Origin of the sequence: Streptomyces sp. YIM 130001 (assembly GCF_003574445.1) — a bacterium.
Classification (GTDB): domain Bacteria; phylum Actinomycetota; class Actinomycetes; order Streptomycetales; family Streptomycetaceae; genus Streptomyces.
In genome coordinates this window covers 86,850-111,958 of the sequence record NZ_KZ984565.1, presented here as the reverse complement: position 1 = coordinate 111,958, position 25,109 = coordinate 86,850, and the positions used below count along the sequence as shown (strand labels likewise).

Here is a 25,109-nt window from a genome sequence, read left to right as displayed (position 1 = left end):
AGCGCGAAGGAGTACGCGTGCGGCATACTGTGCGACGCTCTTCGCGGGGTGTCGAACTCCTGGGCGTACGAGGCGCCATCGCCGCTCGAACGGCGGGCAGCAGGGGCTTCGGGGCGGCCCCTCGGGCAGCTCCGGTCCGGCTCAACCACAGCACCGATCGCACCCCACGGAGCGTACCGGAGCAGTTGCCCGACTCCGGGCCGTGACGATCGCGTTCCAGGACACAACCCGATATCGGAACGCACGACCATCGAAAGTCTCGCTCTGAGTAATCATCGGGGTAGGGGTCGGGTACGCGTCAGAGCCCGGGCGTCTCGCACCGGGGCCGCGTCCGTACGGTTCAGAGCGCCGACGCGAGTGCCTCCTCGGCGTCGGCCGAGGAAGGCCCCAGTTCCGTGCGCAGCCAGGCCCGCTTGAGGTGCAGGTGGACGTCGGACTCCCAGGTGAAGCCCATGCCGCCGCACACCTGGAGGCAGTCCCGCGCACCGCGTACCGCCGCCTCGTCGGCGAGCAGCCGGGCGCCCGAAGCCTCGAGCGGGTCCTCGGTCACCGCGGCCGCGTAGACGGCGGCCCGCGCGACCTCGGTACGGACCAGCATCTGGGCACACAGGTGTTTGACTGCCTGGAACGAACCGATGGGGCGGCCGAACTGCTCGCGCTGCCGGGCGTGTTGGACCGCCAGCTCGCACGTGCGCGCCGCACTGCCCAGTTGTTCGGCGGCGGTGAGCAGTACCCCGGCCGGTGACCGCAGCCCCTGCGGCGGTGCGGACCGGCCGGGGGCCGCGGGCACTCGGTGCAGCGGCGTCAGCGGATCGACGGAGCGTACGGCCCGGGCTCCCGCGGTCGAGCCGAGTGCCACGTCGGCCGCGTCGATCCAGCTCACCAGGGGGCCGTCCGCGCAGGTCACCACCGTCGTACCGGCTGCCGCTCCGGGGACCGTCGCGGCAGCCAGCTCGGTGGTGACGAGCGGCCCGGGCAGCAGCACCCGGCCGGCCTCCTCGAAGGCGAGTACGGCCTCCGGGAGACCGAGCCCGACCCCGCCCGCCTCCTCGGGCAGGCGTAGCGCGAAGAACCCGGCCTCGCCGAGCTCCCGCCACAGCTCCCGGTCGAGTGCGGGGGCGCCCTGCCGCTCGGCCCCGTCCACGGCGGCCCGCAGCGCTTCCCGCCCGAACCTGCCCTCGAGCAGCTGCCGCACCCCGGTGCGCAGGGCCCGCTGGTCGTCGGTGAGTTGGAAGTGCACGTCCGTCACCGTCCCTTCGGCAGTCCGAGCACCCGCTCGGCGACGATGTTCTGCTGGATCTGCGAGGTGCCGGCGGCGATGGTGTACGACAGCGAGCTGAGCCGGTCGAGGGTCCACTCCTCGTCGAGGTCGAGGGCGTCGGGGCCCAGTACTTCGGCAGCGGTGTCGAAGAGTTCCTGGCGGGCGTGGGAGTAGCGGAGCTTGAAGACCGAGCCGCCGGTGCCGGGGACGCCGCCGGTGGCCTGGGCCTCCGAGACGTTCCACTGGGTGAGGCGCCACAGGGCGGTGAACTCGGCACTCAGTCTCCCGAGGCGGCGGCGCAGGACCGCGTCGTCCCAGCGTCCGTTCTCCCGTGCGCGCGCCGCGAGCCGGCCGAGGGTGCGGCGACAGGCGACGACCTCGCCGACGAAGGCGGTGCCGCGTTCGAAGGAGAGGGTGACCATGGTGACGCGCCAGCCGTCGTTCTCCTCGCCGACGCGGTTCGCCACCGGGATGCGTACGTCGTCGAGGAAGACTTCGGCGAATTCGGTGGACCCGGCGAGGGTGCGCAGTGGGCGCACCGTGATTCCGGGGGTGTCCATGGGCATGGCGAGCCAGCTGATGCCGCGGTGCTTGGGGGCGGACGGGTCGGTGCGGACGAGGAGTTCGCACCAGTCGGCGACCTCGGCGTGCGAGGTCCAGATCTTGGAGCCGGAGACGACGTAGTGGTCGCCGTCGCGTATCGCGCGGGTGCGCAGGGAGGCCAGGTCGGAGCCGGCGTCCGGTTCGCTGAAGCCCTGGCACCAGACTTCGTCGCCGCGCAGCACGGGCGGCAGCCAGCGGCGGCGCTGTTCCTCGGTGCCCTCGGCGGCGATCGTGGGTCCGGCGTGCAGCAGGCCGACGAAGTTGGCGCCCACGTAGGGCGCGCCCGCGCGTTCGGTCTCCTCCAGGTAGATGAGGTGCTGGGTGGGGGTGGCGCCGCGGCCGCCGGCGTCCACCGGCCAGTGCAGGCCCGCGTATCCGGCGTCGTACAGCGTCCGCTGCCAGCCGAGGTCGTAGGTGCGGCGGCCGGGCCAGTCGGTGGGGTCCGGCTTGGGCGGGAGGGCGGGCAGAACCTTGCCCAGCCATTCCCGCAGCCGTGCCCGGAACTCCTCGTCTTCCTCGCTGTGGTCGAGGTCCACGCGGGCCGCCCGGCTACTTCGCGGCGCCGCGGTCGCGGTCGAAGTCGAGGTCGAGCATGCGGATGGCGTTGCCGCGCATCAGCTTGTAGACCGTCTCGTCGTCGAGGCCCTTGACGTGGTCGAGGGCGACCTCCTTGGTGTGCGGGAAGGTCGAGTCGACGTGCGGGTAGTCGGTCTCGAAGACGGCGTTGTCGCGGCCGACGACGTCGAGGGACGCGACCCCGTGCTTGTCCCGGAAGAAGCAGCAGAACATCTGCCGGTAGTAGTACGTCGACGGCGGCTCGGGGATCAGATCGCGGACGCCGCCCCAGGCGCGGTGCTCCTCCCACACGTCGTCGGCGCGTTCCAGGGCGTACGGGATCCAGCCCATCTGGCCCTCGCTGTAAGCGAGTTTGAGCTGCGGGAACTTGACCAGGACACCGCTGAAGAGGAAGTCCATCATCGAGGCCATGGCGTTGTTGAAGGACAGCGAGGCCTGGACGGCGGGGGGTGCGTCGGGGGATGCGGCCGGCATCTGGGAGCTGGAGCCGATGTGCATGTTGACGACCGTCCCGGTCTCCTGGCAGACGGCGAAGAACGGGTCCCAGTACCCGGAGTGGATGGACGGCAGGCCGAGATAGGTCGGGATCTCCGAGAAGGTGACCGCCCGCACACCCCGTGCCGCATTCCGCTTGATCTCCGCGACGGCGAGGTCGATGTCCCAGAGGGGGATGATGCAGAGCGGGATGAGCCGGCCGCCGCTGCCGCCGCACCACTCCTCGACCATCCAGTCGTTGTACGCGCGCACGCAGGCGAGGGCGACCTCCTTGTCGTGTGCCTCGGCGAAGGTCTGCCCGCAGAATCGCGGGAAGGTGGGGAAGCAGAGGGACGCCTCGACGTGGTTGAGGTCCATGTCCTTGAGGCGTTCGGCCGGGTCCCAGCAGCCGGGGCGCATCTCGGCCCTCGTGATGCCTTCGAGGGTCATGTCGTCGCGGTCGAAGCCGACGGCCGCGATGTTCCGCTTGTACGGGAACCTGAGGTCTTCGTAGATCCACCAGTCGGTGGGCGGACCGTCCGGGTCCATGGTGATGACGTACTTGCCGCCGGTGTACTCGAGTTCGCCGATGCCGGCGGTCAGCGGCTTCGGTCCGCGGTCGCGGTACTTCTTCGGCAGCCAGGTGTCGAAGAGGTGTGCGGGCTCGATCACGTGGTCGTCGACGCTGATGATCCGAGGCAGTTCCATGGGGGTCCCCTCACCTGACGGTGCCGTGTCCGGCGGTGCGGCGCGCGACGCGTTCCGGCCCGGTGGACCGGTGCTGAGGCTCGCCTTACCTGATGGGTCGTCAGAAAGCAGGCTAGCCCCCGACCTCTGGACCGACAAGGCGCGGCGCCCTACGCTCTCGACACGATCTGACGCTTCGTCAGTTACCCGGGGAGTAAAGGAGGTTCGCGATGACCGGCACCGCGTATCGACTCGGCAGCGCACCCACCCTCTGGGACCTGGTCGCCCAGCGTGCCGCACTCACTCCCGACGACCCGGTCCTCATCCAGGCCGAGGACGACCCGGCGGCGGACCGCACGCTCACCTTCGGGCACCTGCGGGACCGCTCCGAGCGAGTGGCGGCCGGCCTGCACGACCGCGGCATCCGCCCCGGCACCGTGGTGGCCTGGCAGCTGCCGACCCGTATCGAGACCGTGCTGCTGTCCATGGCGCTGGCGCGGATCGGCGCCGTGCAGACCCCCCTGATCCCGTTCTACCGGGACCGCGAAGTCGGTTTCGCGCTGCGGGAGTCGAAGGCCGAGCACTTCGCGTCACCGGGCGTCTGGCGCGGCTTCGACCACACCGGTATGGCCGAACGCCTGGGCGCGCGCGGCATCTTCGACGGCTACACCACGCTGCCCGACGGCGACCCCGCCGTACTGCCGCCGCCACCCGAGGACGGTACGGCGGTGCGCTGGATCTACTGGACCTCCGGCACCACTTCGGCGCCCAAAGGCGTGCTGCACACCGACCGTTCACTGATCGCGGGCGGCTCCTGCCTGGCCCACGCGCTGCACCTTTCGGCGTCCGACGTCGGCTCGATGGCCTTCCCGTTCGCCCATATCGCGGGCCCCGACTACACCGTGATGCTGCTGCTCTACGGCTTCCCTGCCATCCTCTTCGAGAAGTTCGCGATGCCCGGTGCGCTGGCGGGGTACCGACGCCACGGGGCGACGGTCGCGGGCGGCTCCACGGCGTTCTACTCGATGTTCCTCGCCGAGCAGCGGAAGGATCCGGACACCCCGGTGATCCCTTCGCTGCGCCTGCTCGCGGGCGGCGGAGCGCCGAAACCGCCGGAGATCTACCACGCCGTCGTACGGGAGATGGGCGTCCAGCTCACGCACGGATACGGCATGACCGAAGTCCCCATGATCACGATGGGCGCCCCCGACGACACGGTCGACAACCTCGCCACCACGGAGGGCCGGCCGCCGGACGGCATGGAGATACGCATCACCGGCCCCGACGGCTCCGCGCTCCCGCCGGACACGGACGGCGAGGTACGGCTGCGGGGCGAGGCCGTCTGCCAGGGGTATCTCGACCCCGTGCAGTCCGCGGAGGCCTTCGACGCGGACGGCTTCCTGATCACGGGCGACCTCGGGCATCTCACCCCGACCGGGCACCTGGTCCTGACCGGGCGCCTCAAGGACGTCATCATCCGCAAGGGCGAGAACATCTCCGCGAAGGAGATCGAGGACCTGCTGCACGAGCATCCGGACGTCGGGGACGCGGCGGTGATCGGGCTTCCGGACGCGGAGCGCGGGGAGCGGGTCTGCGCGGTGGTGGAACAGCCGGACGGGGCCGCGGCGTTGACGCTCGCCGGAGTGGCGACGTACCTGCGGGAGCAGGGCCTGTCCGTGCACAAGCTTCCGGAACGGCTCGAGGTGATCCCGGCGCTACCCCGGAACGAGGCACTCCGGAAGGTCCTGAAGTACGAGCTGCGCGCCCGGTTCTCCTGACTCCGCAGGAGACGGAGCAAGAGCCCGCCCACCGGTCCCGGTGGGCGGGCTCGGTCGTGGTGATGGCGCGCGCACGGATTCCGCTCGGCCGCTGCCCGGCTCGGCCTCAGGACGGACGAGCCCGAAGCTCCGACTGTAAGGAAACTTTCCTAACCTCTTGACGCCAATGGGAAAGAACCCTAACTTTCCCGCCACCCCCAAGGAACAGCGCAGCCCCACCACCCCCACCACCGGGCCGCGCCCGGCACCCCCGACCACCCCGCGCGGCCTCAACTCCCCCCACCTGCAACGACTTTGATCAGGAGGAACACCTCCATGGCCGAGCACTCCCCCACTCGCCGGCGCCGTTCCGGCACAGTGCCCGTCGGCGCCGCCCTCGCCGGCGCGCTCCTGTTCGCCCTCACCGCACCGTTCAGCGCCGGGGCCGAAGAGGACCGCGGCGGCACCGCCGAGGCCTCCGCGCCGGCCGGCTCCGCCGTGGCCCGCAACGGTCAACTCAGCGTTTGCGGCCAGGACCTGTGCAACGCGGACGGCAAGGCGGTCCAGCTCAAGGGCATGAGCTCGCACGGCACCCAGTGGTACTCCCAGTGCCTCACCGACGGCTCGCTCGACGCACTCGCGCAGGACTGGGACGCGGACATCCTGCGGGTCTCGACGTACGTCCAGGAGGGCGGTTACGAGTCCGACCCGGAGAAGTTCACCCAGCTCGCCCAGCGCGTCGTCGACCAGGCCATCGCCCGCGGTATGTACGCCGTCATCGACTGGCACCAGCTCGACCCCGGCGACCCGAACGCCAACACCGAGTCGGCGAAGAGGTTCTTCACGGACATGGCGTCCAAGTACGCGGACCAGCCAGGGGTGTTCTACGAGATCGCCAACGAGCCCAGCGGCGTCTCCTGGGACCGGATCAAGTCGTACGCCGAGGAAGTCATCCCGGTGATCCGCGAACACGACCCGGACGGCGTGGCCCTGGTCGGCACCCGCGCCTGGTCGTCGTTCGGCGTCTCCGAGGACGGGAGCGAACAGGAGGTCGTCGACAACCCGGTCGAGGCCGACAACATCATGTACACCTTCCACTTCTACGCGGCCTCGCACGACGACGAGTACTTGCGGACGCTGTCCCGCGCTGCGGATCAACTCCCCGTATTCGTCACGGAGTTCGGGACGCAGGACTCGGCGGGCGAGGGCGGCAACGACTTCGCGATGGCGCAGAAGTACATCGACCTGATGGAGCAGAAGGGCATCTCCTGGACCAACTGGAACTACTCCGACGACGACCGCTCCGGGGCGGTCTTCGAGCCGGGCACCTGTTCCGGTGACCAGTGGGCGGGTACCGACGTCCTCAAGGAGGCGGGCGTCTGGATCCGCGAGCGGGTCAAGAGCTGATCTGCGCAAGGCATCGCCCGCGGGAGTGCGCGCTCGGCGGCGCACTCCCGCGGGCTGCCTGCTACTCGGGCTCGGGCGTCGTGAAGTACCCGGCGAAGGCGGCGAGGATCTCGTCCTCGGAGATCCGGCCGTCGCCGTCCGCGTCCAGCGCGGCCGCGGCCGCCGCCGCGAGGCCGTCCTCGACCCCGAGCACCCGCAGGACCCGCTCCGCGGCCTCCGGCGTCGCGCCCCGGCCGTCCTCGTCCGCGACACCGATCACCGCACGCAGGAACGGGCGGGCGATCTCGCCGAACCGGGTGGGGCTGTCACGCAGCCGCTTCACCGCGCCGGTGACGAACTCCTCGCGGGTCACGCGCTGGTCACCGTCGACGTCGGCGATCCCCGCCATGCCCTGCCAGAACGCCTCCGCCCCCAGGTACAGCGCCTGCCCCTTGTCGCTGCGGGCCTTCGTACCGAACTCGGCGAGCAACGCCTTCGCCGCGGCACTGAAGTCCTCGCGGTCGATATAGCCGTTGCCGTCCTGGTCGAAGGATGCGAAGCGGGCGGCAATCTTGCGCTCGTACTCTGCGCTGTCCATTTCAGCTGCCTCACTGATCAGGTGGGGTGAATGCGTCTCACGGTGGAGCGTACGTGGGGTCCGCGGGCGGAAGGCGTCACACCGGCGGTCTTGTAGCAAGACCGCCGAATTCCGCTACGCGATCGCAACCGTCGGACACGGACGGGACACGGCCCGGAAGCGGCCTACGCCGACAGCGGCGGTACGGAGTCGAGGACCGCGGTGTCCACGTCCGCGTACACCGAGAAGAGCCGCCGCACACCGAGCGCGGCCAGGACCCGATTGACGTGCGAACCGTCCTCCGCTCCCTGGGCGGGGAGGATGAGCCTCAACTCGCCCTGGCAGGACCGGATGAGCCGTCGCGTGGCGATCAGCACACCCACACCGCTCGAGTCGCAGAACAACACCTCGGAGAGGTCGACCACCAGCCTTCGCCGGCCGTCGGCGACCGCCTCGTGGACACGCTGACGCAGCACGGGTGAGGTCACCAGGTCCATCTCGCCGCTTACCTGGATGACGGCCCAGCCGTCCTGGTCCCCCTCGTTCACCCTGAGCGCCACACCACGCCTCTCGCTCGACCGATCAGGAAGCCGTACCGCCGCTTCCTGTCTCTCACTTGCTCGTTCGCCCACAACCTCGCTGGATCCGGAAGCCTTCCTTTCGCTTCCTTCTCTCGCGGCTGCCCCGCCACTCCCCCATGAAACACGAACCCCGGACCGCCCCGCACCGGCCCTGCCAGCAGACCTATCACGTTTGTGCGGATTCGATCCATGCTGGTCGCAGTCCGTCGCATTCCACCGCCCCGGAACGCGATCTCACCCGCGCTCTGTGACCGTCGCCTTACCATCCGCTGCCGCAGTAGCGCCACGCATTGCAGTAAAGGGGCATGCAACGCCATCCGTTCCGATTACATTCGTCGGAGAGGGAGGGAGTCATATGGGGAAGGACGCACCGCCTCGCTGGGACCGCAGGATGCAGCAGCGCCTGGCCCGCGGGGAGGCAGCCGCCCTCGGTGAGCTGTACGACCGCTTCGCGACACTCGTGCACGGCCTGGCCCACCGCGTACTCGACGACGATACGGACGCCGACCGCGTCACCCGCGAGGTCTTCACCCATATCTGGGAGAACCCGGAGAGCTACGACCCGAAACAGGGACCGCTGCGGTCCTGGATAGCCGGACTCGCGCACCAGCACGCCGTCCAGCGGCTGCGGCAGACGGAGACCGCCGCGCTCGCCCGCAGCGGCGCCGGCACCGCGGAGGACCTGGAACGCAAGGTGCGCCAAGCCTCCGTCGCGGCCCGCGCCGACTACATCGTGACGTCGATGCCGGCCCCGCTGCGGGCCGCCCTCGAGCTGGCGTACTTCCAGCGCCGCGACTACCGTCAGACCGCCGCCGACCTCGGCGTCACCGAGGACGAGGCGCGACGTCGGCTCCGGCTCGGCCTGCAGCTCCTGTCCACGGCCAACGACCCGCGAGCGCCGCACCACCGACCGCGGAGAGCGCTGTGAGCGATGACCGGTCCCTGCCGCCGGAGGACCCCGACGAGCCGCGCGGCGACAACCCCGGGGAGACCCGGGGCAGCCCGCGCATACCCCCGCCCCGCATGTCCGTCGAGGACACCGGCCGGCCGCTGCCTCCACAGGCGCCGCCCACGCCACCCACGCCACCTCCCCCACCCCCGCCTGCCGTGATCCCTCCCCAGCTCGAGCACACCGTCCTGAAGTCCCTGCTCGGCGCCTGGGCGCTCGCCGCCTGCTCGCCCGAGGAGGCGAAGGCCGTCGAGCTGCACCTCGACAGCTGCACGCAGTGCGCCGAGGAGGCCCTGCGGCTGCGGGACGCGGTCGGCCTGCTGCACCCGGAGGAGAGCCTCGACCTCGACCCCGGTCTGCGCAGCCGGGTCCTGGCCGGCTGCCTCGACCGCAGGCCGCCGCGCATCCCCGTGCCGGACTGGGCAGGCGCCTACGACGCCGAGGCCGCCCGGCTCGACGCGCTCCTGCGGGACATGGGCGACGCCGAGTGGCACGCCCCGGTGCGACTTCGCTGGTACGAGGGCGACAGCGGCCGCGACCGCCGTACGACGGTGGCCGGCACCATCGCCCACCTGCTGACCGTGGACGGCCTCGCGGCCATGGCGATCGGCCTCGACGACCCGCTCGGCGTGATGGCGCCGAAGAGCCGCAAGCCGGCCGACCGCACCGAGAAGTACTGGCGCGGCTCCCGCTTCCCGCCGACCCGCGCGGTGCGGCGCCCCTGGCGGCGGCAGAGCCACGCGATCGTACGGACGCTGTCGTTCGCGGGCGCGGCCAACGCCGAGATCCCGGTGCCGTACGGGACGTACGAACTGCCGTTGCGGGACGCCATGGTGGACCGGGCCTTCGAGACCTGGATCCACGCGGGCGACATCGCCGACGCCGTCGACTACCCGTACGAGCTGCCCGCGCCGCGGCACATGCACGGCATGATCGACCTGGCCGCGCGGCAGCTGCCCTCGGCTCTCGCCGACCGCCGGCGCTCCGGATTCGCGGCTCCGCCGCAGGGTCTGGCCACGGCCGGCGCCCCGGGGCGCAGTCTGCTGCTCGAGGTGGAGGGACGCGGCGGCGGCGAGTGGTACATCGCCCTCGACTCGCCGGGCGCGCTCGCGTCGCCGGAGCAGGCGGTGGCCCATGTCGCCCTGGACGGCGACGAGTTCTGCCGGCTGGCGGCAGGTCACGTACCTCCGGAGGAGGCGGCCGCGGGGCAGGACGGCGACCGCGAGGCCATCCACGACGTACTCGCCGCGGCGGCCTCGCTCAGCCGGATGTGAGCACGGGCACCTGCGGCGGCCGGCTCAGGTGAAGACGACCGTGCGGCGGCCGTTGAGCAGGATGCGGTGCTCCGCGTGCCACTTCACGGCGCGGGCGAGCGCCTGGCACTCGACGTCGCGGCCGATCGCCACCAGCTGCGACGGGGTGACCTCGTGGCCGACGCGCTCGACCTCCTGCTCGATGATCGGGCCCTCGTCGAGATCCGCGGTCACGTAGTGCGCGGTCGCGCCGATCAGCTTCACGCCGCGGGCGTGCGCCTGGTGGTAGGGCTTGGCGCCCTTGAAGCTCGGCAGGAACGAGTGGTGGATGTTGATGATCCGGCCGCTCAGCTGCTTGCACAGGTCGTCCGAGAGCACCTGCATGTAGCGGGCGAGAACGACGAGTTCGACGCGCTCCTCGCGGACCAGGTCCAGCACCTGGGCCTCGGCCTGCGCCTTGTTCTCCTTGGTCACCGGGATGTGGTGGAAGGGGATGCCGTACGAGGAGACCAGCTCGGCGAAGTCCGTGTGGTTCGAGACGACGGCGGCGATCTCCACCGGCAGGGCGCCGGTGCGGGCGCGGAAGAGCAGGTCGTTCAGGCAGTGGCCGAACTTGGACACCAGCAGGACGATGCGCATCTTCTGGTCGGGCCGGTGGATCTGCCAGTCCATCTGGAACGAGTCGCCCACGGCGGCGAAGCTGGCCCGCAGCTTCTCCACGGTGACCGGCGACTCGGCCGAGAAATGCACCCGCATGAAGAACAGGCCCGTGTCGTGGTCGCCGAACTGCTGGCTGTCCTCGATGTTGCAGCCCGTCATGAACAGGTAACTGGAGACGGCGTGCACGATGCCCTGCTTGTCGGGGCAGGACAGCGTGAGGACGTACTGGTCGGACTGCTCGGAGGCGGCCGCGGGCTGCGCATTCATGTGCGGAAGGATCGCATATGCGGAGCCCGCGACGCTCGGGCCGCGGGCCCGCGCCAGCGGACGGAGCGGGCGGTCAGGCCGAGCGGGTGAGGATACGGAGCACCTCGAGCGTCTTCGGAGCGGTGTCCGGGTCCTCGCCGTCGCCCGCGGCGAGCGCCACGTGGGCCTCGCGTGCCGCCCTGACCGCCTCCGGCCAGTTCTGGTGCTCCAGGTACGCGGAGACCGGGGCGTCGGGTCCGACCTCGTGCATGATGCGCAGCACCCTGAGGACGGCGACGTCGACGAGGGACGCCTCCGAAGCGTCGCGGAAGATCGTGCCGACGTATTTCTCCGCGGACCAGTTGTCCAGCCAGGTGTCCTCGACCAGGCGGTACACGGCGTCGGTGACGTCCCCGTACTCGTCGCGTCCGGCCAGCCAGCACTCCTGCTGGAAGACGGGGTCGGACAGCATGTGCAGGGCCGAGCGCACGTTGCTGCGCCAGCGCCACCACGGCATGTCGTTGAGAGCCATGCCGCCCATGGTGGAGGAGCGACGGTCACGACGGGAAGACTTCTCCGAGCTTTGCACGGTTGCCGATCGTACGTTTCGCCTCCGGGGCCGCTCGGCGAGGGTCACGTTCGGGTGGCTGCAATTCACCTCCGTGTCACCCCACGTTGAAGCAGGGTCACTCGGAGGTTAGGAATGGAGCGGAATCGTGCAGGTTCATGACCGCTCGGCGACGTACCAAGTCCACTCGCGCCTTCACCTCCGTCGCCCTCGGTGCGGCGTTTGCTGTGTGTGCGACGTCACTGGGCGGCTGCGGCGTGCTCCCCGGGGGATCGGGGGACTCCGGGGGGCCCGTGGTGGTGATGACCTGGGCGCCGGAGAAGACCCGGGCGACCAACGTGCCGGGCGTCCCGGCCATGGCCCAGACGTACGCCCGCTGGGTCAACGAGAACGGCGGCATCAACGGTCGCGACCTCAAGGTCCTCACCTGCAACGAGCACAACGACCCCGCGGGCGCCGGCGACTGTGCGCGCCGTGCCGTCAAGGAGGACGTGGTGGCCGTCGTCGGCTCGTACAGCCAGCACGCGCGGTCCTTCCTGTCCCCGCTAGAGGCGGCCGGCATTCCCTACATCGGCGGATTCGGGCTCACCAACGAGGAGTTCACCAGCTCGAACTCGTACCCGGTGAACGGCGGCCAGGTGGCCCTGATGGCCGGCAACGGACGGCAGCTCGCCCGCTCCTGCACCCAGGTCTCCCTGGTCCGCCCGGACACCGTCGCGGGCGACGACCTGCCGGGGATCTTGGAAGCGGGCCTGGCGGCCGGCGACGGCGCGAAGGTCGCCGACATCCGGGCCGCCGAGGACGGCACGGAGTTCACCTCCAAGGCCGAGGAGGCGCTGAGCCGGGCGGGAGCCGACCCGTCGCTCGCGGCCGAACTGGGGCAGGCGGGCGCGGCGGAACGTTCCCGCTCCGGCTGCGTCACGGCCGCGCTCGGGGACCGTACGGACACGTTCTTCGACTCGTTCCGCCGGGCCAAGGAGGACTACCAGCAGGTGCGGATCTCCTCCGTGCTCGGCAGCGTGGACCAGTCCCTGGTGGACCGCTCGGGCGGCAAGTCCGGTCCGTACGAAGGGGCTTACGTCACCGGCTGGTACCCGGCGGCGGACGACAAGCGCTGGGAGCCGATGCGGAAGGTGATCCGCGAGCACGCGTTCGCCGACAACCGGATCGATCCGGCGTCGGCCGCGGTGCAGACGACCTGGATCGCGTACTCCGTGCTGGAGCAGATCGTCGAGTCGCTCGGGGACGGCGAGGTGACCTCGCGCACGGTCGGCCGCGCGCTCAACTCGGGTGAGAGCGCCACGACGGGCGGGCTGACGCCGACCCTGCGCTGGCGATTCGAGGACACGATCGCGGCGAGCGAGTTCCCGCGCCTGGTCAACGCCCGCGTGACGTTTCAGGTGGTACGTGACGGGCGGCTCGTGGCCGCCAGGTCGAAGGCCGTGGACGTCTCCTCGACGCTGGAGGACAGCCGGATCTGAGGCGCGGCCGGGCGGGGTGTCCCCGCCGGGCCGCGGACGGGTCCGGGATCGACCGGCCCGCCGGGGGTCAGAGGTCGACCGGCTGGCGCTGGGTCAGCTGCCACTTCGTGGCCAGCGGGTTCCAGGTCGCGACGGCTTCCTTCTTCGACGCGGAGGCCACGCCGCTCTGGCGGTCGCCGGAGCGCTTGTGCGGGGTCTGCCCGGCCTTCTTGTTCTTTCCCTTGCCCTTGCAGGTCTCGCCGGCCCAGGCCGCGTAGTGGTTGTCGGCCGAGGCGGACGCCTTCCAGGCCTTGTTGAGGGACGCGGTGAGCTTCGCGTTGTCCGGGATCTTGTCGACCTTCAGCTCGCCGAGCCGGGCGACGAGTCCGTTGCGCTGCTTGGCGGCGCCCCGGAGGTCGCGGGCGGCCTGCGGCAGGTTCTTGCAGGACTTGATGAGCTCGACCGAACGGATCACCGCGGCCCGGCTGTTGTTGCTGTCCTCGAGGAGCTTGTCGAGCTTCTCCGCCTGCTGCTTGCCGGGGTCCACCGTCGGTGAGGGGGTGGGTTCGGCGGACTTCTCGGTCGGCTCGGTCGCGGCGACGGTGCCGGGTTCGTCGCTGGTGTCGTCGCCGCCGGCCAGATTGATCAGGACGCCCGCACCGAGGCCGACGATGGCGATGGCGACACCGATCGCGGCCACCATCGGGACCTTGGAGCCGGTGCCGCCGGAACCGCCGGAACCGCCTGCGGCCGCACGGCGGTTCACCGCGCGGCCGCGCGGCGGTTCACCGCCCTGGTCGGCGGACTGCTGCGGCACCTCGAAGCGCGGCATCTGCTGCGTCGAGTCGGTGCCGCCGCCGTCCGCCGGTTCGCTGCGGAAGAGGCTGTCGAACTCGGGCGGCGGCTGCCGGTCACCGGGCGCTCCGGGCCGTATGCCGTAGGGGGCGCCGGGCGGCTGTGCGGGGACGGGGGCGATGTACTGGGTGGCCTCGACGTCGGGATCCCCGCCGGAGGCGGACGGCGGCTGCGGGGCGCGGTGCGCGTGCGGCGCCCGTTGCGGTACGTCGGAGCGGCGGCCGAGGAACTGAGTGGCGTCCACCGGCTGCTCGGGCGGCAGCGCGCCGGGGAGCTCGGCGCCGGGGCCCCGCGGCGCGGCGTGCGCGCCGGAGCGCTGTGCGGGCGCGGGGGCGTGCGCAGGCGGGCCGGAGGGGGCGGGCGGGGCCGCGTGGGCGCCGGGCGCGGGGTAGGGGCCCGGCTGCGGTGCGGGGGCGTCCGGTCCGGGCATCGGGCCCGGGTGGGCGGTCTGCGCCGTTATGGGCGGGATGAGTTGAGTGGCGCCCTCGTCGGCGGGAATCGGGGCGATGTACTGGGTGGCGCCCTCGTCGGCGGGGACGGGCGCGATGTACTGCGTCGCCGGCTCCTCCGCAGCGGACGGCACCGGACCGGCAGGGCCCGCCGCACCGGCCGCTCCTGGACCCGGCTGCGGCTCCCACCCGCCGGCGTCCTGCGCGTACACGGGAGCACCGTACGAAGCGTCACCGTACGAAGCGGTGGCGTACGAAGCGGTGGCGTACGAAGCGGGGGCGTACGAGCCGTCGCCGTATCCAGCCGTGCCGTACGAAGCGTCGCCGTGCGAAGGTGCCCCGTACGAAGCGTCACTCTGCGGGGCGGCCCCGCGCGAGGCGTCACCGGCACCCCCCTGAGCGGCGGCCCCGTGGCCCCCCGTACCGTCCTGCCCCGGCCCCCACGGCTGCCCCCAGGGCAGGCCGCCGGCCGGAACGGTCTGGTCCGGAAGGCCGCCGGATATGAGGGGTTCGCCCCCGTCGGCGGGCAGCACGACACCCTCGTGCGCGGGCCGCGCCGCTGGATACTGCGGCTCCTCGCCCTGTCCGCTCTGCGTCACCGGTACTCCTACACCTGGGGAACCTTCGCAATCGTCGCTTCACGCTACCGGGTCCCCGTCGCCCCTTTCCACGCAGTGGCGGCCCCCTCGCACCGCAGTAACAAGACCCGTGGCCCGTACGCTGTTTAAGGCCGTCTTAAGCAGGGACGGAGGCGTTTCGGACACTGTGACGCAGCTCGCGCATGAGCTGGCTCACCCCGGACACGTACCGCCCTCTCAGGCCGCTCGCGCATCGACCCGGGCGCCGAATTCCCGTACGGCAGGGGTGCGGGCGAACGGTTCGAGCCGCGTGCGGAAGTCGTCCAGATACTCCGCCCCGCGGTTGGATCGCAGAGTGGCGAGGAGTTCGACGGCCCGGGTCCCGGTGGAGCAGGCCTGCTCCACCTCGCGCTGCTGCACCTCGGCGGTGGCGAGCAGCAGAAGACCGATCGCCCGCCGCCGCACCCGCCCCTCCGGGTGCCCGTCGAGCGACTCACGGGCCGCCCGCGCCGCGTCGTCGGCCTGCCCCAGATCGCGGTGGCAGTGCGCCAACTCGTCGGCCAGATAGGCCTCGTCGAAGTGCGCGATCCACACCGGGTCGTCCCCGGAGTGTGCGGCCGCGCGCTCCATCGCACTCCCCGCGCGGGACGCCGCGGACTGTGCCGCACTCGCGTCGCCGAGCAGTGCGTGCCCGCGCGCCTCCGCCGCGTGGAACATCGCCTCGGCACGCGGCGTGACCCGGCCGCGCGCGCCCTCCTGCGCGGCCCGCGCGAGCTGGGAGATCTCCCGCGGATTGCCGAGCTGGGCCGCCAAGTGGCTCATGGACGCGGCCAGTACGTATCCGCCGTAGCCGCGGTCGCCGGCGGCCTGGGCGAGCCGGAGGGCCTGGATGTAGTACCGCTGAGCGAGCCCGGGCTGCCCGGTGTCCACGGCCATGTATCCGGCGACCTCGGTCAACCGGGCCACCGCGCCGAAGAGTTCGCGCCCCACCGCCTCCCGGTACGACCCGGCGAGCAGCCCGGACACCACCGAGTTGAGGTAGTGCACCACCACCGGCCGTACGTGACCGCTGCCGTACTGGTGGTCCAACTGCACGAGCGAGTCGGTCATCGCACGCACGGCGGCCACGTCGGAGTGCCCGACGCGTGGCCCGGCGGAGCGGGCGACATGGGCGTCGGTGGCGGTGATCAGCCAGTCGCGGCTGGGTTCGACGAGCGCGGACGCGGCGACCGAGGAGCCGGACAGGAAGTCCCGGCGGCCCACGTCACTGCGCCACAGCTCGCAGACCTGCTCCATCGCGCCGAGCACCGTCGGCGAGAACTGCAGGCCGACGCCCGAGGCCAGGTTCTTGCCGTTGGCCATGCCGATCTCGTCGATGGTGACGGTGCGGCCCAGTTTGCGTCCAACCGCCTCGGCGATCACTCCGGGCGCCCGGCCGCGCGGCTGTTGGCCGCGCAGCCAGCGGGCCACGGACGTCTTGTCGTAGCGAAGGTCGAGGCCGTGCTCCGCGCCGCACAGGTTGACCCTGCGGGCGAGTCCGGCGTTGGAGCAGCCGGCTTCCTGGATGAGCGACTGCAGCCGTTCGTTCGGCTGTCGCGCGACGAGAGGCCTTGCGGCCATGGCGAACCCCCTGGTGTGCGCCGTAGGACAACATCCCCGATGATCAATGCCCCGCCGGCATACGGAAGATGCGGGACATAACCAGACATGCGAGATGTGCGCGGAATCGGCCAGGACCGGCGGTCCTGCCGAGAGCCGCCGGACTTCACCGTTTCCTCCCGGTCCGCTACCCGTCCCCGGAGCGGATCGTGCTGCGCGCCCCCGACCGTGCACCCATGCGCCCCAGGTGCAGAATCGATGCGCCCGACCCGCGCACGCGCCGGGCGCTCTCGGGCCGTAACCCGGGACACCGGCGGAAGTTGAGTGGTGCGTGGAAGAGACGATCGAAGTCACCGGAGCCGGCCAGATCCCCCACCAGCGCGGGGACCGACTGCCTGACGGCGGTCCACTCACCGAACACGCGGAGCGGTACGCCGAGGAGCGGCACTGGGACGTGTTCCCCGGCACCTGGCTCGAGCCCACCGATGGAGCGGTGCGCTGCTCCTGCGGAGACACCGGTTGCGCACTCCCCGGCGCACACCCCGCGCGCGAGGACTGGGCCGCACAGGCCACCGGCAGCGCCCAGTCCGTGCGCCGGCTCTGGGCCAAGCAGCCGCAGTCCTCGATCCTGCTGCCCACCGGACGCACCTTCGACGCGATCGACGTGCCCGAGACGGCCGGCTTCCTGGCGCTCGCCCGGATGGAGCGGATGGACCTCACGCTCGGGCCGGTCACCGTCACCCCGGACCGTCGTATGCAGTTCCTGGCGCTGCCCGGCACCGCCGCACAGGCCCCCGATCTGGTGCGCACACTGGGCTGGCCGCCCGCCACCTTGGACCTGCGCCCCCTCGGCGAGGGCGAGTGGATCGCCGCGCCGCCCACCCGCTTCGGCCGCAGCGGCGCCGTCCAGTGGGCCTGCCACCCGACCGCGGCCAACCGCTGGCTGCCCGACGCCGACGAGCTCATCAGCCCGCTCGCGTACGCCTGCGCCCGCGACCGCCGCATCTGAGCCGGGCGCTCGTCCCGTCCGGGCGCCCGTCCCGTCCGGGCGCCCGTCCCGTCCGGGCATCCGTCCCGTCGGGCGTCCGGCGCCACCCGACCCACCCCGTCCCACCCCGTCCCGTCCCGTCCGAACGCACTTCCGACAAGCTGCCCGGTCCGTATCGTGACCGTGAGCATCTTGATCGCCAGCACGCCACGCGGACGGGGCGTGGGTTCGGAGGGCAGCACCGGTGGACGAGGCAGTACGCGTACAGGGCCTGTGGAAACGCTTCGGCGAGCAGATCGCCGTGTCCGGCATCGATCTGGTCCTGCCCGCAGGCAAATTCATCGGTCTCGTCGGACCGAACGGCGCCGGCAAGACCACCACCCTGTCCATGGTCACCGGCCTGCTCAGGCCGGACCAGGGCAGCGTCCACGTGGTCGGCCACGACGTCTGGCAGGACCCGGCCGAGGTGAAGGCCAGGATCGGCGTACTGCCCGAGGGCCTGCGGCTCTTCGAGCGGCTCTCGGGGCGTGAACTGCTCACCTACACCGGCCGGTTGCGGGGGCTGCCCGGCGACGAGGTGGAGAAGCGGGCCACCCAGCTCCTGGACGTACTCGATCTGGCGGGCTCGCAGCACAAGCTCGTCGTCGACTACTCGACCGGTATGCGCAAGAAGATCGGCCTGGCCTCCGCGCTGCTGCACAATCCCGAAGTCCTGTTCCTGGACGAGCCGTTCGAGGGCGTGGACCCGGTGTCCGCGCAGACCATCCGCGGCGTCCTCGAGCGGTACACCGCCTCCGGCGCCACCGTGGTCTTCTCCAGCCATGTGATGGAGCTGGTGGAGTCGCTGTGCGACTGGGTCGCGGTGATGGCCGCCGGGCGGATCCGGGCGCAGGGCACCCTCGACGAGGTGCGCGGCGACGCGCCTTCGCTGCAGAGCGCGTTCCTCGAACTGGTCGGTGCGGCCGGGCAGCAGGACGGCAACTCCCTCGACTGGCTCGGGGGCGGCGCCCGATGACGACCACGGCCCAGCTGACCCCGGTGATGGTCCGGCTGAAGCTGTCCCTGCTCCGCAACGGGCTGCGCCAGTCGGGCGGCCGCCGGGCCGCGTACATCGTCTCGATGGTCTTCGCGCTGCTCTTCGCCGCGCTCCAGCTGCTCGGCCTGCTGCTGCTGCGCGGCCACGAGCACGCACCGACCGTCGTCCTGCTGCTCACGCTGGTGCTCGCGCTCGGCTGGGCGGTGATGCCGCTGTTCTTCCCGAGCGGTGACGAGACCCTGGACCCGACGCGTCTGGTGATGCTTCCGCTGCGGCCGAGACCGCTGGTCGGCGCCCTGCTCGCGGCATCGCTCGTCGGTATCGGGCCGCTGTTCACGCTCTGCCTGGTGCTCGGTTCGGTGATCGCCGTCGCGCACGGCGCGGCCGCGGCGGTCGTCGGAGTAGTGGCCGCGGTGCTCACGATCCTGGTGTGCGTGGCGCTCGCCCGCGCCGTCGCCGCCGCCAACACCCGCCTCCTGACCAGCCGTAAGGGCCGCGACCTCGCGGTGCTCAGCGGGCTGATCGTCGCGGTCGGCGCCCAGGCGGTGAACTTCGGTGCGCAGCGGCTCGGCCGGGCCGGCGGCCTCGAGCCGCTCGAGCCGTACGCCGACGTGGCGCGGTGGATCCCGCCGGCCTCGTCGATCGCCGCGGTCGACTCGGCCGCCGACGGCGCCTACCTCGATGCGGTGGCCCAACTCGCCCTGTCCGTCGTGGCGCTCGCGGCGCTCCTGTGGTGGTGGCAGCGGAGCCTGACCCGCCTGATGACGATGCCGGACGGCTCCACGCTCGCCGCCGCCGACGAGAGCACCGGCAAGGAGCGCTCCACCGGCCTGTCCCGCCTGCTGCCCGCGGGCCGTACCGGCACGGCGATGGAACGCACGCTGCGCTACGTCTGGCGGGATCCGAAGACCAAGGCGGCGTGGGTGACCTCGCTCGCGATCGGCCTGATCGTGCCGGTGTTCAACGCGCTGCAGGGCACCGGATCGGTGTACTTCGCCTGCTTCGCGGCGGGCATGCTCGGCGTGCAGATGTACAACCAGTTCGGCCAGGACACCTCGGCGTTCTGGATGGTCGCGATGACGATCTCCTCGCCCCGGGACGCGTATCTCGAACTGCGCGCCCGCGCCCTTGCGTTGCTGGTGGTCACGCTGCCGTACGCCACGCTCGTGACCCTCTTGACGACGGGCCTCGTCGGCGACTGGGGAGCGCTGCCGGAGGCGTTCGGACTGTCCTTCGCACTGCTCGGCGCGATGCTGGCGACCGGCGCCTGGGCCTCGGCGCGCTATCCGTACTCGATCCCGCAGGAGGGGCACAAGAACGTCGCGCCCGGGCAGTCGGGCCTGGCGTTCATCTCGATCATGGGCGGCATGGTCGCGGCCGCGGTGATCTGTGCGCCGGTGATCGCCCTGACGATCTGGATGCATGTGTCCGGCGCGCACGACCAACTGTGGCTGCTGCTCCCGATCGGCATCGCCTACGGCTGGCTCGTCACCTTCGGCGGCCTGCGCCTCGCGGCTCCGCGCACGGCGAACCGGCTGCCGGAGATCCTCGGAGCGGTCAGCAAGGGGTGACGCGGGGTGCGGCCGTCCGCGGGCCCGGTGGCCCGCGGACGGCCGCCTTGGGCGCCTCCTGCAGGCCGGCAACGCCGTCTCCCCACCGCCCCATTGACATGACATGCTCATGCCTCCCCCACAGATACAGATGAGGAGACGCATCATGCGAAGAAGAGCCTTTGCCGGCATGCTCGCGCTCGGCGCCACCGGCGCCCTCCTGTCCACCGGCACCGCGCGAGCGCAGGCACCCGCCCGGCCGGGCGCCGGCGACCGCCAGGTCGCACCGCTGCCGCCCAGCCCCGCACACCCGAACGGCATCCAGGTCGCCACCGAGGTCGTCGGCGGCCACCGCAGCGCGTTCCCGACCCTGCGGACCAAGGAGGTGAACGCCCAGGGCGAGCACGTCATCTCGGTCGAGTACCAGGTCCAGGAGACGGGTTACTGGTGCGGCCCCGCCGCCACCCGCTGCGCGCTGTCGGCCCGGGTCGCGGCCCCCAGCCAGAGCACCCTGGCCGCCGAACTCGGCACCCACACCGGCGGCACCGACCACATCAGCCAGGTCACCACGGTGCTCAACTCCCGTATCGACGCGGGCCAGTACTTCACCCGCGAGATGCCGAACGACCCGCCCACCCAGGCACAGATCGACCTGCTCCGGTCGGACGTGGTGGCGGACATCGACGACAACTACGCCGTCGTCGCCAACATCGTCGCCCCGCCCGGCAACCAGCCGCCCGGCTACCCGTCGGACCAGACCGTGTACCACTACTTCACGGTCATCGGCTACGACACCGACCACGACACGGTGCTCATCGCCGACTCGGCCTCCTTCAACGGCTACCAGATCTACTGGCTCGACTTCTCGCAGCTGGCGTCGCTGATCCCGCCGAAGGGCTACGCGGCCTGACGGCGGCGGGCTCGGTCACCGGCCCTCGCCACCCGGCCGGAGGGCTCGGCGGTCGTTCCCTGGTCGTACCCCCTGCCTGCCGCACGGGGGAGCCAGGACAGGACCGCCGGGCGATCCGGCGGGCGGGTCCCCGGTGCGAGCGTGAGCGGTACGCCGAACAGCCGCCGCAGCCGAGTCGAGGACCTGCCATGCAGCCGCCCCCGCACAGTCACGAGTTCGCCGTCGCCGCCCGTCCGGGACGCCTGCGCCGCGCATGGCGGGCGGCGCACGCGCCCGTACCCGGAGTGTCCCGGGGGATGCGGCTGGCGGCCTGCGCCGTGCCGTTGGTCGTTCTGCCGTCCGGGATCTGGCGGCTCCCGCTCGTCGCCGACGACCGCGTCGGCCCCGGTCTCGCGGTGTACGTCGTGGTGCTGACGCTCGCGTCCGAGCTGGTCGCCTTCACCGCGTTCGGCCTGATCGCGCGGTGGGGCGAGGTGTTTCCGCGCTGGATCCCGTTGCTGGGCGGCCGCCCCGTCCCGGTCCTGGCGGCGGTGATCCCGGCAGCCGTCGGAGCCGCCGCGCTCACGCTGCTGTGGACCGTCCTGGTGCTGGTCACCCAGATCCAGGGCCGCACGATCCAGGGCGATCCGCTGCCGGCCGACTTCCCGACCGAGCAGGGCGGCCTGCAGGCGGCGTGGCTCTACGCCTGCTACGCGCCGCTGACCCTGTGGGGGCCGCTCATGGCCGTACTCACCGTCGGGTACTGGAAGCGGCGCCGGGCGGCAGCTTCGCACGCGCCCGTCACCGCCTGACGGGCGCGTCGGCCTCACGCCGGCTCGCTCCCCGTCAGCACGCCGTCCAGGAACGGCTCCACCGCCGTGCGCCAGCCGTCCGGCCGGTCGTAGTGGACCAGGTGTCCGGCGTCCGGCACCTCCGCGTACGCGCCACGGGGCAGGACGCGGACCATCTCCTGGGCCTCCGCGCGGCCCAGTTCGCCGTCCAGGCCGCGGACCACCAGGGCCGGGCACTGGACCTGGGCCAGTTCCTCCCAGTGCGCGTCGTAGACCCAGGTCTCGCGGGAGACCAGCATCTGGTCGCGGGCGAACACGGGGCGCCAGCCGTCCTCGGACTCCGTCATCACCTCGGCGTAGAAGTCGCCGCGTGCCGGATTGGGGCGCTCCACCCACGGGTCGTCCTCGCCGAACCACTTGCGTACGTCGGCGAGGGTCGCGAAGGGCAGCGGCCAGGCCTTGAACCAGTCGGCCCACTCGCGCTGCGAGGCGGCACCCAGCGGTGAGGCCTTCATGTCGCAGATGATCAGGCCGCGGACCAGGTCGGGCCGGCGTGCGGCGAGCTGCCAGGCGGTGAGCGCTCCCATCGAGTGGCCGATGAGCACGGCAGGGGCGAGGCCGAGCTGGACCAGGGCGGCCTCGGCGTCGTCGACGTAGGCGTCGCGGGTGAAGGGGCCCTCGGGCGGCTTGTCGCTCTGGCCGTGTCCGCGCTGGTCGAGCGCGACGGCGCGGTGGCGCTCGGCCAGCCAGCGGGCGGTGCCGGCCCAGTGCGATGCACGGCCCATCAGGCCGTGCAGTAACAGCACGCCGGGCGAGGGATCCGCCTCGCCGTCGGGCTCCGTCCGGGAGGCCTCCCAGAGCTTCGGAGGGTCGGCGTACTCCCAGGCGGCGAGACGTGCGCCCCCTGCCCCCGATACGTCGATGCGTCGCACCATGGTCCTGGCACCCCCTCTGCGGGCCCACTTGCCCCGGCTCGTCCCGTACGACCGACCGCTTCGTACGGCAAACGCTATAGAACCTGCATTCGAAAACGGTGCTTCTGGTGGCAACAACCCTCGTTCGAGTGACCACCCTCAAGGAATGATCGGCGCGGCCGAGGGGAGACCTTTTGCGGGAGGCGGACCGCTCGGGGAAAACGGTCCGAGGGGATTGACCCTGGGAGCTCGGGGCTCCGGGTCAGCACAGGGGAGGACAGGCCCCGGCGTCGCGAGGCGCCGGGGCCCTCTGCTGTTCGGGGCCGCGCCGGGCCCGGGCGGACGTGCAGGTCGCGGTGGCACATGTCCCGCCCCCTCCTCGATCCCGATCCGTCCCCCGGCGGTCAAGAGCTCTCACGTCATATGCCTCACGCGACAGCGTGGCACGCAAAACGTCCCGGCGCTGCCGTTCCGCACAGTGAATCTTCGATTTGTTGCCTCAAGTGCCGCTACAAAAGGGGCAGTTGAGGTAGGTGTGCCGACGGAGGGCGGTCGCGGGAACACCTCGCAGGGGCGCTCCCGCGGACCGTCCGCGGGTCGCTGCCGTCAGCGCTTGGCGACGAACACGTGCGAGGCGATCTCCGACTCGAGCTCGGCCGCCTCACCGCTGCTGCCGACCAGCACTCCGCCGGGCGACTCGGTGACGCTGACCACCGCGCCGGGCTGCACCCCCGCCCTGCGCAGCGTGTACATCAGCTGGGCGTCGGTCTGGATCGGCTCGCCGATCCGGCGCACGACCACGGTCTTGCCCTCGGCGCCCGCGTCCAGGTCGGCCAGGCTGACCATCCCCACGTCGAGGAAGGGATCGGCCTCCGCCTTCTCGCCCAGCTCCTCGAGCCCCGGGATCGGGTTGCCGTACGGCGACTCGGTCGGGTGGCGCAGCAGGTCGAGGACGCGGCGCTCGACCGCCTCGCTCATCACGTGCTCCCAGCGGCAGGCCTCGGCGTGCACCTGCTCCCACTCCAGGCCGATCACGTCGACCAGCAGGCACTCGGCGAGCCGGTGCTTGCGCATCACGCGGGTGGCCAGGCGGCGGCCCTCCTCGGTCAGCTCCAGGTGACGGTCGCTGGCGATGGAGACCAGTCCGTCGCGCTCCATGCGAGCCACCGTCTGGCTGACCGTCGGGCCGCTCTGATCGAGCCGCTCCGCGATCCGGGCACGCATGGGGACCACACCTTCCTCTTCGAGCTCGAGGATGGTGCGGAGATACATCTCCGTGGTGTCGATCAGTCCGGACATACGTGCCCCTCGATGCTGTGACAGAAAATCGTCGTGCGGTGGCCCCGGACTCAATTCTGACGCATACCGCCGACAACCGTGCCGCGCCCGCGTGAGGCGGGGCCCGAAAACCCGATTCCGGCCCGGAATTCCGGGCCTGTGACGGTGTTCGGAGCGATTTCGAGAGGGGTCTGGTGCTGACTCGGCGTGCGTGCGCGGCGTATGCGGGGTGGCGCGTGGTGCGGGACCCGGCCGGAGGGGGGCACCGGCGGGGCCCGCACACCCCCCGGGGGTCCGTGCGGTCCGTATTGACAGTCCACTGGTCCAGACCGCAACGTGAGCGGCGACACAAGGCGGAAGGGGCCTGCTCGATGGACGGGAACAAGCTGGCGGACCAGTACTTCGACGCCGCGATCGGCCTGCTCGAGCGGGTCCGCGACGAGGAGTCCGAGTCCATCGCCGCCGCGGCCGCGATGATCGCGGACACGGTCGAGGCGGACGGCCGGCTCTTCGCCTTCGGCGCCGGGCACTCCTCGCTCGCCGCCCAGGACATCGTGTACCGGGCGGGCGGGCTCGCCCTGATGAACCTGCTCGCGGTGCCGGGCGTCGTCGGCGTCGACGTGATGCCCGCGACCCTGGGTTCCGCCCTGGAACGGGTGGACGGTCTGGCGGGCGCGGTACTCGACACCAGTCCCGCCACGGCCGGCGACGTCCTGGTGATCATCTCGCTGTCCGGGCGGAACGCCCTGCCCGTCGAGATGGCGATGAACGCCCGCGCGCTCGGCATCAAGGTGATCGGCGTGACCTCGGTGGCGTACGCGACGGAGACCAAGTCCCGGCACGTGTCCGGCACCTTCCTCAAGGACCACTGCGACCTCGTCCTCGACAGCAAGATCACGGTCGGCGACGCGGAGCTCAGCGCGGAGGGCATCGAGGCCCCCTTCGGACCGGCGTCGAGCGTCGTGACGAACGCCCTGCTGCAGGCCGTGATGGCCCGCGCGGCCGGTGACCTGCTGGCCCGCGGCATCGAACCGCCGCTGCTGCGCTCGGGCAACGTCGACGGCGGCCACGACTGGAACGGCCAGATCTTCCGCCGCTACGGGGACCGGATCTTCTACCGGCGGTGACGCCTCCTCGCGCGCGT

Annotated in this window: 22 protein-coding genes; 11 read left to right on the top strand and 11 right to left on the bottom strand. The window is 71.7% G+C overall.

From position 1 onward, the window contains the following. Positions 1-340 precede the first annotated feature (340 nt). Genes DSC45_RS28225 through DSC45_RS28215 form a run of 3 tightly spaced genes read right to left on the bottom strand, consistent with a single transcriptional unit; the run spans position 341 to position 3,622 of the window. Positions 341-1,240: an acyl-CoA dehydrogenase family protein gene (locus DSC45_RS28225; RefSeq protein ID WP_119294878.1), complete on the bottom strand. Its 900-nt coding sequence runs from the start codon at positions 1,238-1,240 to the stop codon at positions 341-343. A gap of 5 nt (positions 1,241-1,245) precedes the next feature. Continuing rightward, positions 1,246-2,400: an acyl-CoA dehydrogenase gene (locus tag DSC45_RS28220; protein ID WP_119294802.1), complete on the bottom strand. Its 1,155-nt coding sequence runs from the start codon at positions 2,398-2,400 to the stop codon at positions 1,246-1,248. Positions 2,401-2,413: 13 nt separating this feature from the next. After that, a complete protein-coding gene (locus DSC45_RS28215) occupies positions 2,414-3,622 on the bottom strand; it encodes an amidohydrolase family protein (protein WP_119294801.1) in 1,209 nt (402 codons plus the stop codon). A gap of 209 nt (positions 3,623-3,831) precedes the next feature. On the opposite strand from DSC45_RS28215, the gene DSC45_RS28210 reads away from it, so the two are divergent. Further along, positions 3,832-5,379 carry a class I adenylate-forming enzyme family protein gene (locus DSC45_RS28210; protein ID WP_119294800.1) on the top strand — a complete coding sequence of 516 codons (1,548 nt, stop codon included), beginning with the start codon at positions 3,832-3,834 and terminating at the stop codon, positions 5,377-5,379. Positions 5,380-5,694: 315 nt separating this feature from the next. Then, the gene (locus DSC45_RS28205) at positions 5,695-6,765 is read left to right on the top strand and encodes a glycoside hydrolase family 5 protein (protein WP_119294799.1); all 1,071 of its coding nucleotides are present in this window, start codon (positions 5,695-5,697) and stop codon (positions 6,763-6,765) included. Positions 6,766-6,826: 61 nt separating this feature from the next. Here the strand turns inward: DSC45_RS28205 and DSC45_RS28200 are convergent, their stop codons facing one another. Further along, positions 6,827-7,342, bottom strand: a complete 516-nt coding sequence (locus DSC45_RS28200) for an EF-hand domain-containing protein (RefSeq protein ID WP_119294798.1) — start codon at positions 7,340-7,342, stop codon at positions 6,827-6,829. Between the two features lie 164 nt (positions 7,343-7,506). Further along, positions 7,507-7,881, bottom strand: a complete 375-nt coding sequence (locus DSC45_RS28195) for an STAS domain-containing protein (RefSeq protein ID WP_119294797.1) — start codon at positions 7,879-7,881, stop codon at positions 7,507-7,509. Between the two features lie 376 nt (positions 7,882-8,257). On the opposite strand from DSC45_RS28195, the gene DSC45_RS28190 reads away from it, so the two are divergent. Both DSC45_RS28190 and DSC45_RS28185 read left to right on the top strand, forming a co-directional pair. Continuing rightward, entirely contained in the window at positions 8,258-8,830 is a 573-nt protein-coding gene (locus tag DSC45_RS28190; protein ID WP_119294796.1) for a sigma-70 family RNA polymerase sigma factor, read from the top strand. A 14-nt stretch (positions 8,831-8,844) separates the two neighbouring features. Further along, positions 8,845-10,125: a DinB family protein gene (locus DSC45_RS28185; protein ID WP_240434894.1), complete on the top strand. Its 1,281-nt coding sequence runs from the start codon at positions 8,845-8,847 to the stop codon at positions 10,123-10,125. A 24-nt stretch (positions 10,126-10,149) separates the two neighbouring features. Here DSC45_RS28185 and purU read toward each other — a convergent pair whose 3' ends face one another. Together purU and DSC45_RS28175 are read right to left on the bottom strand one after the other, a co-directional pair. Further along, a complete protein-coding gene (gene purU, locus DSC45_RS28180) occupies positions 10,150-11,031 on the bottom strand; it encodes a formyltetrahydrofolate deformylase (RefSeq protein ID WP_119294795.1) in 882 nt (293 codons plus the stop codon). A gap of 73 nt (positions 11,032-11,104) precedes the next feature. After that, positions 11,105-11,551, bottom strand: coding sequence for an SCO4402 family protein (locus tag DSC45_RS28175; RefSeq protein WP_119294794.1), 447 nt, complete (start codon positions 11,549-11,551; stop codon positions 11,105-11,107). Between the two features lie 185 nt (positions 11,552-11,736). On the opposite strand from DSC45_RS28175, the gene DSC45_RS28170 reads away from it, so the two are divergent. Further along, positions 11,737-13,059 (top strand): ABC transporter substrate-binding protein, encoded by a 1,323-nt coding sequence (locus tag DSC45_RS28170; protein ID WP_119294793.1) that lies wholly within the window; start codon positions 11,737-11,739, stop codon positions 13,057-13,059. Between the two features lie 67 nt (positions 13,060-13,126). Here the strand turns inward: DSC45_RS28170 and DSC45_RS28165 are convergent, their stop codons facing one another. After that, positions 13,127-14,941 carry a hypothetical protein gene (locus DSC45_RS28165; protein WP_119294792.1) on the bottom strand — a complete coding sequence of 605 codons (1,815 nt, stop codon included), beginning with the start codon at positions 14,939-14,941 and terminating at the stop codon, positions 13,127-13,129. Between the two features lie 216 nt (positions 14,942-15,157). Continuing rightward, positions 15,158-16,540, bottom strand: a complete 1,383-nt coding sequence (locus DSC45_RS28160) for an NsdA family TPR-like regulatory protein (protein WP_119294791.1) — start codon at positions 16,538-16,540, stop codon at positions 15,158-15,160. A gap of 310 nt (positions 16,541-16,850) precedes the next feature. Here DSC45_RS28160 and DSC45_RS28155 point away from each other — a divergent pair, with 310 nt between their 5' ends. The 5 genes from DSC45_RS28155 to DSC45_RS28135 all read left to right on the top strand — a co-directional run bounded on the left by DSC45_RS28155 (position 16,851) and on the right by DSC45_RS28135 (position 21,794). Next, on the top strand, positions 16,851-17,528 hold the full coding sequence (locus tag DSC45_RS28155) for a bifunctional DNA primase/polymerase (protein WP_119294790.1): 678 nt from the start codon (positions 16,851-16,853) through the stop codon (positions 17,526-17,528). 223 nt (positions 17,529-17,751) lie between these two features. Continuing rightward, complete coding sequence (locus tag DSC45_RS28150; RefSeq protein WP_119294789.1) at positions 17,752-18,522, top strand: ABC transporter ATP-binding protein; 771 nt, start codon at positions 17,752-17,754, stop codon at positions 18,520-18,522. Beyond that, positions 18,519-20,114, top strand: a complete 1,596-nt coding sequence (locus tag DSC45_RS28145) for a transporter (protein WP_119294788.1) — start codon at positions 18,519-18,521, stop codon at positions 20,112-20,114. The genes DSC45_RS28150 and DSC45_RS28145 overlap by 4 nt, the downstream gene beginning before the upstream one ends. Before the next feature lie 145 nt (positions 20,115-20,259). Beyond that, the gene (locus DSC45_RS28140) at positions 20,260-21,003 is read left to right on the top strand and encodes a C39 family peptidase (RefSeq protein ID WP_119294787.1); all 744 of its coding nucleotides are present in this window, start codon (positions 20,260-20,262) and stop codon (positions 21,001-21,003) included. Between the two features lie 188 nt (positions 21,004-21,191). Next, positions 21,192-21,794: a hypothetical protein gene (locus DSC45_RS28135; RefSeq protein WP_119294786.1), complete on the top strand. Its 603-nt coding sequence runs from the start codon at positions 21,192-21,194 to the stop codon at positions 21,792-21,794. A gap of 14 nt (positions 21,795-21,808) precedes the next feature. Here the strand turns inward: DSC45_RS28135 and DSC45_RS28130 are convergent, their stop codons facing one another. Beyond that, positions 21,809-22,708, bottom strand: a complete 900-nt coding sequence (locus tag DSC45_RS28130; RefSeq protein ID WP_119294785.1) for an alpha/beta fold hydrolase — start codon at positions 22,706-22,708, stop codon at positions 21,809-21,811. A 585-nt stretch (positions 22,709-23,293) separates the two neighbouring features. Further along, entirely contained in the window at positions 23,294-23,986 is a 693-nt protein-coding gene (locus DSC45_RS28125) for an iron-dependent transcriptional repressor DtxR (RefSeq protein ID WP_119294784.1), read from the bottom strand. 350 nt (positions 23,987-24,336) lie between these two features. On the opposite strand from DSC45_RS28125, the gene DSC45_RS28120 reads away from it, so the two are divergent. Next, complete coding sequence (locus DSC45_RS28120; RefSeq protein WP_119294783.1) at positions 24,337-25,092, top strand: SIS domain-containing protein; 756 nt, start codon at positions 24,337-24,339, stop codon at positions 25,090-25,092. Positions 25,093-25,109 lie beyond the last annotated feature (17 nt).